The organism is Pseudonocardia humida, assembly GCF_023898865.1.
GTDB lineage: Bacteria > Actinomycetota > Actinomycetes > Mycobacteriales > Pseudonocardiaceae > Pseudonocardia > Pseudonocardia humida.
The window spans coordinates 31,900-45,812 of record NZ_JAGSOV010000006.1; the positions used below are offsets into that span (position 1 = coordinate 31,900).

At 77.9% G+C, this 13,913-nt stretch carries 13 protein-coding genes; 6 read left to right on the forward strand and 7 right to left on the reverse strand.

From position 1 onward, the window contains the following. Nucleotides 1-158: 158 nt before the first annotated feature. Nucleotides 159-1,154 carry a PaaX family transcriptional regulator gene (locus KDL28_RS01595; protein WP_252435325.1) on the reverse strand — a complete coding sequence of 332 codons (996 nt, stop codon included), beginning with the start codon at nucleotides 1,152-1,154 and terminating at the stop codon, nucleotides 159-161. 344 nt (nucleotides 1,155-1,498) lie between these two features. On the opposite strand from KDL28_RS01595, the gene KDL28_RS01600 reads away from it, so the two are divergent. Together KDL28_RS01600 and KDL28_RS01605 are read left to right on the forward strand one after the other, a co-directional pair. After that, nucleotides 1,499-2,638: a DNA glycosylase AlkZ-like family protein gene (locus KDL28_RS01600; RefSeq protein WP_252435326.1), complete on the forward strand. Its 1,140-nt coding sequence runs from the start codon at nucleotides 1,499-1,501 to the stop codon at nucleotides 2,636-2,638. Between the two features lie 100 nt (nucleotides 2,639-2,738). After that, complete coding sequence (locus tag KDL28_RS01605; protein WP_252435327.1) at nucleotides 2,739-3,359, forward strand: SDR family NAD(P)-dependent oxidoreductase; 621 nt, start codon at nucleotides 2,739-2,741, stop codon at nucleotides 3,357-3,359. 5 nt (nucleotides 3,360-3,364) lie between these two features. Here KDL28_RS01605 and KDL28_RS01610 read toward each other — a convergent pair whose 3' ends face one another. Beyond that, nucleotides 3,365-4,141 carry a DUF6319 family protein gene (locus KDL28_RS01610; RefSeq protein WP_252435328.1) on the reverse strand — a complete coding sequence of 259 codons (777 nt, stop codon included), beginning with the start codon at nucleotides 4,139-4,141 and terminating at the stop codon, nucleotides 3,365-3,367. 187 nt (nucleotides 4,142-4,328) lie between these two features. Here KDL28_RS01610 and KDL28_RS01615 point away from each other — a divergent pair, with 187 nt between their 5' ends. Further along, nucleotides 4,329-4,943, forward strand: a complete 615-nt coding sequence (locus KDL28_RS01615; protein WP_252435329.1) for a hypothetical protein — start codon at nucleotides 4,329-4,331, stop codon at nucleotides 4,941-4,943. Here KDL28_RS01615 and KDL28_RS01620 read toward each other — a convergent pair. After that, complete coding sequence (locus tag KDL28_RS01620) at nucleotides 4,933-5,415, reverse strand: hypothetical protein (RefSeq protein ID WP_252435330.1); 483 nt, start codon at nucleotides 5,413-5,415, stop codon at nucleotides 4,933-4,935. The genes KDL28_RS01615 and KDL28_RS01620 overlap by 11 nt on opposite strands. A gap of 55 nt (nucleotides 5,416-5,470) precedes the next feature. On the opposite strand from KDL28_RS01620, the gene KDL28_RS41240 reads away from it, so the two are divergent. Then, nucleotides 5,471-6,109, forward strand: a complete 639-nt coding sequence (locus KDL28_RS41240; protein WP_252435331.1) for a TetR/AcrR family transcriptional regulator C-terminal domain-containing protein — start codon at nucleotides 5,471-5,473, stop codon at nucleotides 6,107-6,109. Here the strand turns inward: KDL28_RS41240 and KDL28_RS01630 are convergent. The 3 genes from KDL28_RS01630 to KDL28_RS01640 all read right to left on the reverse strand — a co-directional run bounded on the left by KDL28_RS01630 (nucleotide 6,048) and on the right by KDL28_RS01640 (nucleotide 8,716). Further along, the gene (locus tag KDL28_RS01630) at nucleotides 6,048-7,130 is read right to left on the reverse strand and encodes an LLM class flavin-dependent oxidoreductase (protein WP_252435332.1); all 1,083 of its coding nucleotides are present in this window, start codon (nucleotides 7,128-7,130) and stop codon (nucleotides 6,048-6,050) included. The genes KDL28_RS41240 and KDL28_RS01630 overlap by 62 nt on opposite strands. Then, a complete protein-coding gene (locus tag KDL28_RS01635) occupies nucleotides 7,127-7,621 on the reverse strand; it encodes an SRPBCC family protein (RefSeq protein ID WP_252435333.1) in 495 nt (164 codons plus the stop codon). The genes KDL28_RS01630 and KDL28_RS01635 overlap by 4 nt, the downstream gene beginning before the upstream one ends. A 90-nt stretch (nucleotides 7,622-7,711) precedes the next feature. Beyond that, nucleotides 7,712-8,716, reverse strand: coding sequence for an NAD-dependent epimerase/dehydratase family protein (locus KDL28_RS01640; protein ID WP_252435334.1), 1,005 nt, complete (start codon nucleotides 8,714-8,716; stop codon nucleotides 7,712-7,714). Nucleotides 8,717-8,863: 147 nt separating this feature from the next. Here KDL28_RS01640 and KDL28_RS01645 point away from each other — a divergent pair, with 147 nt between their 5' ends. Then, nucleotides 8,864-11,716: an AfsR/SARP family transcriptional regulator gene (locus KDL28_RS01645; RefSeq protein WP_252435335.1), complete on the forward strand. Its 2,853-nt coding sequence runs from the start codon at nucleotides 8,864-8,866 to the stop codon at nucleotides 11,714-11,716. Nucleotides 11,717-11,819: 103 nt separating this feature from the next. On the opposite strand, the gene KDL28_RS01650 is transcribed toward KDL28_RS01645, so the two are convergent. Further along, nucleotides 11,820-13,154, reverse strand: a complete 1,335-nt coding sequence (locus KDL28_RS01650) for an FAD-binding oxidoreductase (RefSeq protein ID WP_252435336.1) — start codon at nucleotides 13,152-13,154, stop codon at nucleotides 11,820-11,822. 193 nt (nucleotides 13,155-13,347) lie between these two features. Here KDL28_RS01650 and KDL28_RS01655 point away from each other — a divergent pair, with 193 nt between their 5' ends. Further along, on the forward strand, nucleotides 13,348-13,773 hold the full coding sequence (locus tag KDL28_RS01655) for a MarR family winged helix-turn-helix transcriptional regulator (protein ID WP_305882167.1): 426 nt from the start codon (nucleotides 13,348-13,350) through the stop codon (nucleotides 13,771-13,773). The last annotated feature ends 140 nt before the right edge of the window (nucleotides 13,774-13,913 follow it).

Here is a 13,913-nt window from a genome sequence, read left to right on the forward strand (position 1 = left end):
GACCACCTCGGACGCAGGCTTCTCCGTCCGAGTGAGCGCAGGTCAGGGCGTACAGCGAGGACCGCCGACCGGTAGGCGCGTCGGACGGGGGCGCGGGGCGGACGAACGTCGATCCGATCGACGATCGTCGCCCGCAGCGACCGCGCCGGGATTCGCGGTCATCGCGACCGGGGGTCGACCTCGGCCAGCCGCCGGGCCTGCGCGGCCCGCTCGGAGGCCGTGTCGCCGCGCGCGCGCCGATCACCCAGCTGGGCGAACAGCTCGGCGACCGTGGCCGAGTCGTGGTGGCGGGCCAGCGCGGCGAGCTCCGGGGACACCGCCCCCAGCAGCTGGCGGAACCGCAGCTCGGCCAGCGGCCCGAGGCGGTCGTAGATCTGGGCGAAGACGCGCTGCGCGCGGGCCCGCGGGAAGTCGGGGGGCAGCAGTTCGGCGGGCAGGTCGGGATCGGTCTCCGGGAAGCGGCGCCAGTCGACCCGCAGCGCGGTGCGCAGCCGCAGCGCGTCGGCCGGACCGACCCGACCGGCCTCGACCTCGGCCAGCAGCGGGCGGTAGCGCTCGATGAAGGCGCGGTAGTCCTCGGCCAGCGGACCCAGGTCGAACGCGCCGACCGGGCCGCCCCCGCCCGCCCCGCCCGGGGGCTCGGTGGCGCGCAGGACCGTCGCCGTGGGCACGCCCAGCTCGGCGAGGGCCGCCCTGGCCTGCTCGACGCGGTCGTACGGGCAGACCCAGACCCCGTCGTAGAGGGCGGCGAAGCGCAGCACCCGCAGCCGCGCCCGCAGCGCCCCGCGGACCTCCCGGGCGTTCTCCGGGACCGAGAACGCCACCACGGTCCACTGCCCGTCCCACGCGGGCGCGCTCGCGCCGAAGGTCAGCATCCGGTGGGTGCGCTCGACGATCACCTCGGAGGTGCGGGCCGGGATGCCGTAGCCGGTGGTCCGCCCGCTGCGCGCCACCGTGAGCAGGCCGCGGGCGGCCAGCCTGCGCATCGCGGCGCGGGCTCCGTCGGCGGTGATGTCGAACTCGGCGAGCAGGCGGACCAGCGCGGCCGAGGGGATGTGCTCGTCGCGCCGGTACCAGAAGTCGCCCAGCAGCGAGGTCAGCAGCAGTTGCGGCTCGGCGCCGATCTGCGCGCGCGGCAGGTCGATCGCCACCATCGTCGCCACCTCCCCCGCACCACCGAACCGTTCCTCGCCACCCACCCTATCAGGAGACACTTAGAAGGACGCTCGCATAGTTAACTGTCGCATATTGAGAGGTGCGCCTCGCCCGGTGACCACGAGATCACTCGCCGCGCCCCACCGTCCCCGACCCGAACGGTCTCCGAGGACGCCCGGGGCAGCTGGTTGACCACCCGCGCGCTGCGCGACGCCGGCATCCCGGTGCTGAGGTCCCCCGCGAGAACGAACTCGTTGTCATCTGAATCGATTCGATCCGACGACAACGTCGTTCTCGACGGGGAGGGGCGGGGGGACGGGCGGGCTGCGCCAGGATGGGGGCCGTGCCCGCCGCCGAGAAGCTCAGCCGCGACCAGGTGATCGCCCACCGGGTGGCGGTGCACGGCCTGGTCGAGCGGGCTGAGCGGTTGACCGACCTCGCCGTGCTCGACCTGGGCGTGCAGGACACGCCCCCCGGGTCGCTGCGGGTGGCGCTGGCGGCGCGGCTGGCCGAGCCGCTCGCGCCGGACGCCGACGTCACCGCGGACGGGGCGCTGACGATCGTCTGGACCTTCCGGGGGGCGCCGCACCTGCACCGCACCGCGGACCTGCCGGCACTGGCCGCGGCCGGCTGGCCGCGCGACGACGCCGATGCCGCGGCCCGGCTGGGGTGGCAGCGGGCCCGGCTGGCGAAGGTGGGGATGGCCGCGCGGGCGGCGTACCGGGAGGTCGCCGGGGCGGTGGCGGCGGTGCTCGACCGCCCGCTGACCAAGTCCGAGCTGAGCAGCGCGGTGACCGGGCGGATCCGGCCCGAGCTGGCGCCCTACTGCCAGCCGTGCGGCGTCCACCACGTGTCCGAGCAGCTGCTGCGCCTGGCCGGGCTGGCCGGCGGGTTGCGCATCCGGCCCGACACCACCCCGCTGGTCGCCGAGCCGCTGCCCGACCCGCCGGGGACCCCCGCCGACGAGGGCGCCGACCTCGCCCGCGCGGTCGCCACCTACCTGCGGTTCTTCTCCCCCGCGGGCGAGTCCGACGCGGCGGGCTTCCTGGGCACCAACCGCCGGTCCGTGCACCCCGACTGGCCCGGTGACCTGGTCGCCGTCGAGGTCGACGGCCGGGCCGCGCACGTCCCGGCCGACCAGCTCGACGCCCTGCGCGCGGCCCGCCCGGCCGAGGTCGTCCGGCTCCTCCCGCCGTCGGACCCGCTGCTGCAGGGCCGCGACCGCGAGGTCCTGGTGCCCGATCCGGCGCACCGCAAGGCGCTGTGGCCCTCCCTCGGGGCGCCCGGCGCCGTACTCGCCGGCGCGGACGTCGCCGGCGCGTGGCGGACCCGCAAGCGCGGGAAGCGGCTCGCGCTCACCGTGCAGCCGTTCCGCGCGCTGCGCCGCGACGAGCGCGCGGAGCTGGCGGCCGAGGCGCGGCGGGTGGCCGTGGTCCGAAGGATCGCGCCGGACGACGTGGAGGTCGTCGTCGAGGAGGCGTGAGGGGCCGCGCAGCCCGCCCCCGCACGTCCGGCTTGACCTTCACACCGGTGTCAGACCCTAGCGTCGCGGCGTCGGACCGGGTGCGGAGAAGGAGCGGGACGTGGCAGGAGCGGTCGTGGTCGGGGTGGGTCCGGGGATCGGGCGGGCGGTGGCGCGGCGCTTCGCCCGCGAGGGCCTGCCGGTGGCGCTCGTGGCCCGGCGGCGGGTCGAGCCGCTCGATGCGGACACCGTCGTGCTGACCGCCGACGCCGCGGTGCCCGAGCGGCTCGGGGCCGCGCTGGACGAGGCCGCGGCCCGCCTGGGGCCGCCGGAGGTCGTGGTCTACAACGCCGCGCTCGTCCGCGCGGACGCCCTCGGCGAGCTGTCGGTCGACGAGCACCAGCGGGCGTGGGCGGTGAACGTGCTCGGAGCGCTCACCACCGCGGAGCACGTGCTGCCCGGCATGGCCGCACGGGGCCGCGGCTCGTTCCTGGTGACCGGCGGCATGCCCGAGCCGGTGCCCGGGTACGTCTCGCTCTCACTGGGGAAGGCGGCCGCGCGCACGCTGGTGGACCTGCTCGACCGGCAGTACCGACCGGCCGGGGTGCACGTGGCCATGGTGACCGTGGCCGGCGCCGTGGCTCCCGGGACGGCGTTCGACCCCGACGACATCGCCGAGCACTACTGGCGCCTGCACACCCAGCCGCGGGAGCGGTGGGTGCGGGAGGTCGTGCACGGGTAGCGGGGTCAGTCGCTGAGGTCCTGCAGGGCCCGCTGGGCGGCCTCCAGCTCGGCGCGCAGCCGCTCCACCCGCTCGAGCTGGCGCGTGCGGGCCGCTTCCAGCGAGGACTCGATGGCCTCGGTGACGACCGGCGGCAGGGCGCGCGCGGCCTTGGCCACCTCCCCCGGCGACACCGGCGTGGGCCGGACCGTGCGCTTCTTGCCCACGAGCACCTCCACCGACCACTCGCCCTCCGGCGTCGCGGTCAGCGTGACCACGACTCCGGCCGGCGGCCGCGCCGGCGCCCGGCCCGCGGACGGACGGGCGCGCTCGGCGGACGACGGAGCGGACGGCGGGGTGGACGACGGCGGCGCGGACGACGGCGGTGCAGTCGATCGTGCGGACGGCCCGTCGGCGGCCTGGGGCGGCGGGACGACCGTGAGGGCGGGGGCCGCGGGGGCCGGAGCGGACCGCGGAGTCGGCACCGGGGCCCGCGGCGCCGGGGCGCTCTCCTGCTGCGCAGGTGCAGGCGCAGGCACTGCCGCCTTCGGGGCGCGCTTGCGGGTCGGGCGCACGCGGGTGAGCTCGTTGGGCGCGCAGAACATCGTGTCGCGCGAGCCGGCCGGGCGGACCTGGACGAAGTCGCCCTCCGGCGGGTCCCCGATGGAGACGACCTTCGCCGAGCCCCCGGCCGGCACGCCCACCGCAGCCGCGGTGAACCACACGGTGACCGCCTTGCCCTCGCCCAGCTCGGCCCGCGCCCCCGCCAGGTCCTGCTCCGACAGCGAGCCCCCCTTCACCATGTGCCTGCCCCTCTCACCCGATCGCCCCTGCTCCCGACTGCGCGCATTGTGCCCGGGTGCACCGACAGCGCCGAACCGCCCGGACGTGATCTTCGTCCCGGGGCGGCGCCGGTCGGCAGGAGCACCCGACCGCGGCTGAACGGGGGCCGGATGCGCGGGAGCGCCGCGGACCGGGTAGGTCAACCGCGTGACGGAGCGCTTCGACGGGTTCATCGCCGGGCTGGGCACCGCGGCGGGCGTGCGGTTGGTGGTCGGGCACTGGCCGCGCTCGCCGTTCGGGCCGTTCACCGACGTCATGGTCGAGCAGCCGGACGGCCACCGGCTGCTGCTGGCCCCGACCGCGGCCGTCGCGGAGTTCATCGCGGCCACCTACCGGTTCGACGAGGTCCGGGTGGGCCCGGTGACCGCCCGGACGGACGGCGTGCACTGGCGGGTCGAGGCGCCCTCGCTCGCCCTGGCCTTCAGCACCGGCGGTCGGGCACCGCTGGGCAGGCTGCTGCGGCTGGTACCCCGCGCGCTGGCCGTGCGGCCGGGCTGGATCGCGACCGTCGACGTCGTGGCCCGGTTGGTGCTGCCCGGCGTCCGCACGCGGGGCAGCGCCGGGGCCGGCCGGGAGGAGTTCTACGGCGCCCTCGACCTGCACCGCATCGAGGCGGCCGGTGCCACCTGGGACGGCACCGACCTCGGTCCGCTCGCCCCGGTCGACCCGCCGGTCCGCTTCGGGTTCGGCTCGACGCCGCGCGCCCCGTCGCTGACCCGGGTGGTCACCCTCGTGCGCGGCGCCCCGGTCGTCAGGCCCTGACGGCGGTCCGGCGGCGGGCCCACGGGGCGCGGAAGCGGACCAGGAACCCGACCAGCACCAGCACCAGCAGCGCCGCCCCGGCGTCGGTGACCAGGGTCGGCAGCAGCCCGGGAACGCCGAACCGGTCGTGCGAGGCCTGCAGCACGACGACCGGCACGAGTCCGGCGACCACCCCCGCGGCCTGCGTGGCGTTCACGACGAGCACGACGGCGAACACCCACGCGCGGCCGGTGAGCGCGAGCAGACCGACGGCGTTGCCGAGCAGGTAGGCGAGGCCGGTGACGCGCAGCGCGGCGACGAAGCCGGGCGCGTCCCGCTCGGCCGCCGCCGCGGACGTCCCGGCCAGGCGCATCGCGTGCGCGACGAGGTCGGTGTCGATGACCAGGAACGCCTGCGCCGCCGTGCCGAGCACGAAGACCGCCGAGCAGACGACGGTGAGCACCTGCAACGGGCGGGTCCAGAGCGTGTCCACCCCAGTCCTCGCTCTATCACTGATAGAGCGATCCTATCACCGATAGAGTGCGGCGGTGGACGCACGCACCCCCCTCGACATCGACCGCATCACCCGGGCCGCGGTGGAGCTCCTCGACGAGGTCGGGCTGAGCGGCCTGTCGACCCGCAGGCTCGCGGCGAAGCTCGGCGTGCGGTCACCGACGCTCTACTGGCACGTGCGGGACAAGGCCGCGCTGCTCGACCTCGTCGCCGAGGCCGTGTGCGCGGACGCCTTCGACATCGACGCATCGCTGCCGTGGTGCGACCAGCTGGCCGACGGGCTGCGCCAGTTCCGCGCGCTGCTGCTGGCCCACCGCGACGTCGCCGAGCTGCTGCGCGAGCGCCCGCCCACCGGGCCGCACCGGCTCGGGCACGTCGAGACGACCCTGCGCATCCTGCTCGGGGCCGGCTTCGACGGGCCCGACGCCGCCGCGATCAGCCGGTTGCTCACCGCGCACGTGCTGAGCTCGGTGCCGCCGCCGCGACCCCGTCCGGACCCCGCCGAGCTCGCCGCGATGCGCGAGCGGATGGCGGCCTACCCGAGCCTGCGCCGGGTGGCCCCGGAGTTCGATCGGCAGGACCCCGGCGCGGTCTTCGAGCTGGGCGTCCAGGTCATCCTGGACGGCCTGGCCGCGCGGCTGGCGCAACCGCCGCCGCCGGGGCCTCCGCGTTGACCTCGCCCACCAGCTCCAGCAACCGGGCGAGCTGGGCCAGCCGGGCGGGCACGTCCGCCCCGGCCGGACCGGCCCGCAGGGTGGTGACACCGGCGTCGCGGTAGCGGCGCAGCCGCTTACGGACCATGTCGTCGGTGCCGACGAGGTTGGTGCCCAGCCCGATCGCGGTGGGCACCCGCGCCCGGGCCGCGTCGCGGTCACCGGCCAACCACAGCCGCTGGACCTCGCGCACGTCCTCGTCGAAGCCCTGGCGGGCGAACGCCTCGACGTAGAAGTTGGCCCCGGCCGAGCCCATGGCGCCGAAGGTGAACGCGTAGCCCTCGGCGTGGCGGCGGCCGGCCTCCTCGACGTCGTCGGTGAGCTCCAGCCCGACGGCCACGGTCAGCTCGACCTCGCCGGGGTCGCGGCCGGCGGCGGCCGCGCCGGCCCGGATGGGGTCGAGGAAGGTCGCGGCGGTCTCGGGGAGGAAGGAGTTGCCGATCCAGCCGTCGGCCAGCTCGCCGGTCAGCCGCAGGTTGGCCGGGCCGAGCGCGGCGACGTGCACCGGCAGCGGCGTGGGTGGCATCCGGGCGCGCAGGGCCCGGCCGGCGCCGCCGGGCAGCGGCAGCTCGTAGAGCTCGCCCCGGTACTCGAGCCGCTCCCCGGCGCTCACCCGGCGCAGGATCTCGATGGTCTCGCGGGTGCGCCGCACGGGCCGGTCGAACCGCACGCCGTGCCAGCCCTCCATGACCTGCGGCCCGCTGGCCCCGATCCCGAGCACGAACCGGCCGCCCGACAGCGCCTGCAGCGACAGCGCCGACATCGCCAGCATGGCCGGCGTCCGGGCGCCGAGCTGGACGATCCCGCTGGCCAGCCGGATGGTCGAGGTCGAAGCGGCCAGGAAGGCCAGCGGGGTCAGCGCGTCGCCGGCCCAGTACTCCGCGGCCCACGCCGAGTCGGCGCCCAGCCGCTCGGCCTCGCGCACGTAGTCGACCATGCCGGGCTGCTCGGGCTGGGCGTTCACCCCGACGCGCAGGGTCACCGCGGCGCCCCCTCGGCGAGGCGCTTGATGCCCTCGACGGTGGCCAGCATGTTCGCCTCGAACTCCCGCAGCCGCCGGGCCACGATCCGCTCCTCCTTGTCGGGCATGCGGTCGATGGCCAGGCTCAGCCCGGAGCGGGCCGGACCCATCCGGGTGCCCTGGCGCAGCCGGACGCCGTCGGGGCCGTCATCGAGCTCGAACCACCAGCTCGAGGAGGGGTTGTCCGGATCGGAGACGGCCCAGCCGAACGCCCGCGGCGGCTCGAACCGGTTCACCGTGGAGGTGGTCTCCCACTCCCCCAGCGCGTCGTGCCGGCTGCGCCCGACGAACCGCGCGGCCAGCCGCGGGCCCTCGTCCAGCCAGGTGGCCCCGACGAACTCCGCGGAGAACCGGGCCGGCAGGTCGATGTCGGTCACCAGCTCCCACACCCGCTGCACGGGGGCCTCGACCAGCACCTCGACCTGCACGGACGGCCCGTCGGCGTACCTCACCGGCCGCTCCTCCCGTCGGCACCGGCGTCGGCTCCGACGTCGGCGCGGAGTTGAGTTGCGAAACGCAACGGAGCGACCGTAGCAACGGTCCTACCCGGTGACAACCCGCTCGCGACCGGGCGCCGCCGCGGCGTCCGGCGACGGGACCGGGTCCCGGTACCAGGCCAGGGTCCGCGCCACCCCGTCCGCCCACGGCACGGGGTCGAAGCCGGGGAAGCGCGCGGCGAAGGCGGAGCCGTCGACCACGAACGGCATCTCGAACTGGTAGACCAGCTCGGCCCCCTCGCGGGCCAGCGGCCAGACCGCGGCCAGCCGGCGCGCCAGCGGGCTCCCGATCCGCAGCAGCGGGGCGCGCGAGCCCGTGCCGGCCCGGACCAGCCCGACCAGTTCGCGCCCGGTCAGCGGGGCCGGGTGCGGGACGTGCCACACGCGGCCCAGCAGCGGGTCCGCGGCGCGGTCGTCGGGCTCCTCGCCCAGCGTGGCCAGCACGCGCGCGAAGTCGCCGATGTAGGTCGGGGTCAGCGGCCGGTCCAGCGCGCCGATCCACCGCGGGGGGCGCCCGGCGACGGCCGCGCCGAACAGCCCGGCACCCAGCACCGACTCGACCAGCGGGCCGTACAGCTCGCCGGCCCGCCCGATCACGGTCGGGCAGGTGCCGCGGGCGTGCGCGGCCAGCACCGCCTCGGCGAGCCACGCGCGCAGCACGCCCTTGCCCCCGACCGGGCGCGCCGGGGTCGACTCGGTCATCGGCGCGTCGACCCGCCCGTACATCCACGTGTCGTCGGCGAAGACCAGCCGGGCGCCCGCCGCCGCGGCGCCCTCGATCGTGCCCCGCACCGCGGCCGGGAACGTGCTGGTCCAGGCGGCGAACGGCGGGTTGACGCAGTTGTAGACCGCCGTGGCGCCGCGGCAGACCTCCCGCATGGACGCGGCGTCGGTGGCGTCGCCCGCGGCCACCTCGACGTCGGCGCCGTGGCGCCCGGTGCCGCCGCGGTTGACCGCCCGGACCCGGTGACCGCGCCGGCGCAGCTCGTGCACCAGCGCGGTGCCGGTCCCCCCGGTCGCGCCCACGACGACGTGCAGGTCGCGTTCCATCTCGCTCTCCTCCCGATCGGTCGGCCCCACCGTCCCCGGCCCGGCTGGGAGATCACTGGGACGCCGCTGAGAGCGAGCTCCCAGTGATCTTCGGACGGTGCGGCGGGTACCGTCGGTCGGCACGCTGAGCAGGCCTGAGGAGCGTCGATGACCCGTCCGGCGGCGGATCCGGTGACCGGTCCCGCGGTGACGGCACCGGGGTCGGTCTCGGTGTCGGTGCTCGGGCCGCTCACCGCCACCGTCGACGGCCGCCCGGTCGACCTGCGCGGTCCCCGCCAGCGCGCCGTGCTCGCCGCGCTCGTGCTGGCCGGCCCGCGGGTCGTCACGGTCGACCGGCTGCTGGCCGACGTCTGGGGCGACGCCGCGCCGGGGGTCGGGACGCTGCACTACTACGTCTCGCAGATCCGGCACGCTCTGGAACCGTCGCGGGCGCGCGGCGAGCCGCCTGCGGTCGTCGTCCGGCAGGGGCCGGGGTACGCGCTGCGCCTGCCGGACGAGGCGGTCGACGCCCGGCGGTTCGCCCGGCTGGCCGCCGAAGGCGCGCAGGCCCTGGCCGACGGGCGGCCGCGGGCCGTCGAGCTGCTGGAGGCGGCGCTGGGGCTGTGGCGCGGGCCGGCCTACGCCGACGTGGCCGACGCCGGGTTCCTGGCCCCGGAGCTGACCCGGCTGGGCGAGCTGCGGCTGGCCGCCGCCGAGGACCTGATCGACGCCCGGCTGCGGGCCGGCGACACCGCGGTCGCGGTGGCGACCGCGCGGGAGCACACCGCCCGCCACCCGCTGCGCGAGCGCGGCTGGGAGCTGCTGGTCCTGGCGCTGTCGCGGGCCGGGCGCCAGGCCGAGGCGCTGGCCGCGGTGGCCACGGTGCGCCGGCTGCTCGCCGAGGAGCTCGGGCTCGACCCCGGGCCCGGTCTGCTGCGGGTCGAGGCCGCCGTGCGGGCCCAGGAGACCGCACCCCCCGCGCCTGCTCCGCGGGCCCCGGCGCCGAGCGCCGCGATACCGGTGCCCCTCACCGCGATGGTCGGGCGCGACGAGCTGCTCGCCGAGGTCGTCGCCGACCTCGGGGACCACCGGCTGGTCACGCTGACCGGGCCGGGCGGGGTCGGCAAGACGCGGCTGGCCCTGGAGGTCGCCGCCCGGCTCGGGCCGGCGACCGACGCCGTGCTCGTCGAGCTGGCCGTCCTGGACGACCCGGCCCTGCTGACGACGACCCTGGCCGCGGCACTCGGGCTGAGCGCGGCCGAACCGGCCGCGCTGGCCGGGCTGCTCGGCGGGCGAGCGGTGCTGGTGCTGCTGGACAACTGCGAGCACCTGGTGGGCGCGGTCGCCGGGCTGCTCGCGGACCTGCTGGCGCGCTGCCCCGGACTGCGGGTGCTGGCCACCAGCCGGGCCACCCTGGAGCTGCCCGGCGAGCTGGTGCGCGAGGTGCCGCCGCTGGACCCGGCCGGGGCGGCGACCCGGTTGTTCGTCCAGCGCGCGCGATCGGCGGCCCCGGGGTGGCGGCCCGACGCCGCGGAGCTGGCCGCGGTCGCCCGGGTCTGCGCGCAGCTCGACGGGCTGCCGCTGGCCGTGGAGCTGGCCGCGACCCGCATGCGGGTGCTCTCCGCCGAGGAGCTCGCGGCGGCGATCGACCGGTCGCGGCTGGCGCTGCCGTCCGACGGCCAGGGCGGCGCCCCGGCCCACCAGCGCGGGATGGAGCGCACGGCGGACTGGAGCTACTCCTCGCTCGACGAGCCCCAGCGGCGGATGTTCCGCAGGCTCGCGGTGTTCGCCGGGCCGTTCGACCTGGCCGCGGCCGCGGCGCTGGCCGAGCCGGGCACCGCCCGCCCGGACGACCCGTTCGACGACGCGGTCCCGCTGGTGGCCGGGCTGGTCCGGCGCTCGCTGCTGGCCACCGTGCCCGGAGCGGGGCCGCGCCGGTTCCGGATGCTGCGCACGCTGCGCGAATTCGCGCTGCTGCGGGCGGGCGCCGGGGAACGGGCCGCGACCGAGGCCGCGCACCGCCGGTTCGTGCTGCGCGCGGCGGTGGCCGCCGAGCGGGAGATCCGCGGTCCGGCGGCCGCCGCGACGATGGCCGGGCTGCGCCGCGACCGCGCCGAGCACCGCGCCGCCCTGGGCTCGGCGCTGGCCGCGGGCGACGCGAGCGCGGCGGCCGGGCTGTGCGCGGCGCTGTCGTGGTTCTGGTACCGCGACGGGGCGATCGGCGAGGGCCTGCGCTTCGCCGCGGCCGCGCTCGACCTGCCCGGCGCCGTCGAGGACGGCCTGCGCGCCCAGGTGCTGCACGGCACGGGCGGCCTGCGCTACCTCGCCGCCGACGCGGCGGGCGCGGCCCGGGCCCTGCGCACGGCCACCGAGCTGGCCGCGGCCGCGGGCGAGGCGGTGCTCACCGCCCACTCCGCGGCCTGGCTGGCGCACATGCGGACCTTCCTCGACCCGGCGGCCGAGGCGCTGGCCGCGGCCGAGGCGGCCGCCGAGGCGGCCGCCGGCACCGAGCCGTGGGTGCACGCGGAGGCGCTGATGATCGCCGGCATGGCCCGCAGGCGCACCGGGGCCGCGCCGGCGCGGCCGGTGCTGGCCCGGGCCGTCGACGTGGCCGAGGCGGCCGGGCACGGCTGGGCCGTGGTCTCCTCGACCTGGGCGCTGATGAAGGCCGCGGTCGACGACGGCGATCTCGACGCGGCCCTGGCCGCCGCGGCCCGCATGCGCGGGCCGCTGAGTGCCGACGGCGACGTCACGTCCTGGCTCGTGCTGGTGCACACGACGGCCGGGGTGCTCGCCGGGACCGGCCGGGCCGCCGAGGCGGCGACGCTGATGGGCGCGGTCGACGCGCTCGGCGAGCGGGTGGGGTTCCATCCCGGGCGGATGGACCCGGTGGACGGTCCGCGCGAGGCGGAGGCGGTGCGCGCCGCGCTCGACCCCGCCGACCTGGCCCGCCACCTCGCCCGGGGCCGCGACCTCGGGCGCGCGGAGGTCGACGCGCTGCTCGGGGAGCTGCTCGGCTGAGCGGGTGCCGGGCGCTCCCCGAGCAGCGGGGCTCACGGCTGCGGCGCTGGACCGGTGCGGTGCCGGTGCGCCGCCCGGGTCAGCATCGCGTCCAGCCACCCGCTCACGACCGGGCCGCCGTCCAGCGGGCCGCGGGGGCGAACAGGCCGCGCGGGTCGAGGGCGGCGCGCAGCGCGTCGAGTCGGGCGAGGGCGTCCGGGCCGAACGCGCGGCGGATGCGGGCGCCGGCCACCGCGTCGGGTGGGCCGGCGAAGTTGGGCATCGCGCCGCCGGTCGACCACGGCTCCAGCCGCGCCAGGACGGCGTCGACCGCGGCGGGCACGGCGTCGGCGATCGGCGGGGCGAGCACGCCGAGGGCGTGCAGGGTGAAGGCGGCGTCGCGGCCCGGCGCGGCGCTGGGCACCGCCGGGGGCCCGCCGACCGCCCCGCCGAGCAGCCGCAGCTCGGCCGCCGCGATCGGCAGGCCGGTGGCGACCGAGGTGACGTCGGCGAACGCCTCGACCGCGGCCGGGGGCAGGGCGGCGAGCAGGACCCCGCGCTCGTGCACCGGCATCGGGGTGGTCGGGTCGGCGTGGATGGCGCCGAGGGCGGCGTAGGGCAGCACGCCCAGGCCGTCGAGCAGCGGGGTGGCCGCGGCCCGCAGCGGCGCCACCAGCCGCTGCCCCTGCGCCGGGTCGCCGACGTGCGCGACCCGCACGTGCACCACCGGCCGCCCGCGCAGCGGCTCGGGCAGCTCCGGCGCGGACGGCAGGTTGAGCCGGGCCAGCGAGCTGCTCGTCGAGGCGGGCAGGGTCGCGGTCCAGTCGCGCCAGGCGCGCAGCACGGTCCGGGCGACGTCGGCGGAGAACCACAACCCGCCGCCGTAGACCTCGCGGATGCCGACCAGGCCCATGGTCAGCCCGGTGACGAGCCCGAACGCGGCCCCGCCGCCCCGGATCGCCCAGAACAGCTCCGGATCGCCGACGGCGTCGACGCGGCGGAACCCGCCGTCCGCGGTGACCACGTCCAGGGCCAGCACGTGGTCGGCGGCCAGCCCGAACGTGCGCGCGACCGGCCCGAGCCCGCCGCCGAGGGTGTAGCCGACCACTCCCACGCCGGGCGCGGAGCCGGCCAACCCGCCCAGCCCGAACGGCGCGGCCGCGTCGAGCACCTGCTGCCAGGTGGCGCCGGCCCCGACGGTGGCGGTGCGCGCGACCGGGTCGATCGAGACGTCGGCCAGGCCGGCCGTGTCGACCAGGATCGTGCCCGGCCCGGTGGGCCCGGCGCCGTGCCCGGTCGCGCGGACCGCGACGGTCCGCCCGGTCTCCCGGGCGAGCCGGACCGCGGCCACCACGTCGGCCGGCGCGGTGGCGCGCACCACGAGATCGGGGTGGTGGGGGGTCGAGGTGTTGAAGCCGGGGTCGATCCCGGCGGCTGCCGGGACGGTGGGGACGCTCATGCGGGCCTCCGAGGAGCGGGTCTGTAGCTGACCCGCCCAGCGGACCGCGCGCCGCTGGGAAGGCGCGCAGAACCGACTGAGAGCCCTCGCTCGCCGGCGCGGCCGGGATCCGCGGTGGTCGCCCGGCGCTTCCCGCGGCGACACCAGGCCGCTAACGTCGGCGTTGTCAATCGTTGAGGAGATCAAGCAAATCATGTCCCCGCTGGCCGACGACCTCGGCTTCCTGCTCTCCCGCGCGAGCGGGCTGGTCGTGCGGGCCACCAACGAGTCGCTGGCCGAAATCGGCCTGCGAGTGCGGCCCTACTCGGTGCTGGTCCTGGCCTGCGACCACGAGGGCGGCATCAGCCAGCGCGACCTCGCCGCCGCGCTCGGCCTTGACCCCAGCCAGGTCGTCGCGCTGGTCGACGAGCTGGCCGGGCGCGGGCTCGTGCGGCGCGCCCCCTCCCCCGACGACCGCCGCACGAAGCTGGTCGCCGCGACCGCGCGGGGCCGGGAGCTGCGCGAGCGCGCCGCGCAGCTGGCCGGCGCGGGCGGCCGACGGCAGCTGGGCCGGCTCACCGCCGCCGAGCAGGCGACCCTGCGCGACCTGCTCGCCCGCGTGGTCGCCGACCCGGCCTGACCCGCGGCGGCGAACGGCGCGGTGGCCACCCGCACGACCCCGGGCTCGTCGAACCGGTCCTGCCCGGGCACCTGAGCCGCTTTCAGGTGATGTCGCATCCGGCCCGCGCAGGCGATGATCGCCCATCGGCACGAAAGGAA

What these genes read in the sequence shown, in the direction of transcription:
- KDL28_RS01595 (WP_252435325.1), bottom strand. Translation starts at nt 1,154, where the DNA reads ATGGTGGCGATCGACCTGCCGCGCGCGCAGATCGGCGCCGAGCCGCAA.
- KDL28_RS01610 (WP_252435328.1), bottom strand. Translation starts at nt 4,141, where the DNA reads ATGGTGAAGGGGGGCTCGCTGTCGGAGCAGGACCTGGCGGGGGCGCGG.
- KDL28_RS01640 (WP_252435334.1), bottom strand. Translation starts at nt 8,716, where the DNA reads ATGGAACGCGACCTGCACGTCGTCGTGGGCGCGACCGGGGGGACCGGC.
- KDL28_RS01645 (WP_252435335.1), top strand. Translation starts at nt 8,864, where the DNA reads ATGACCCGTCCGGCGGCGGATCCGGTGACCGGTCCCGCGGTGACGGCA.
- KDL28_RS01650 (WP_252435336.1), bottom strand. Translation starts at nt 13,154, where the DNA reads ATGAGCGTCCCCACCGTCCCGGCAGCCGCCGGGATCGACCCCGGCTTC.
- KDL28_RS01655 (WP_305882167.1), top strand. Translation starts at nt 13,348, where the DNA reads ATGTCCCCGCTGGCCGACGACCTCGGCTTCCTGCTCTCCCGCGCGAGC.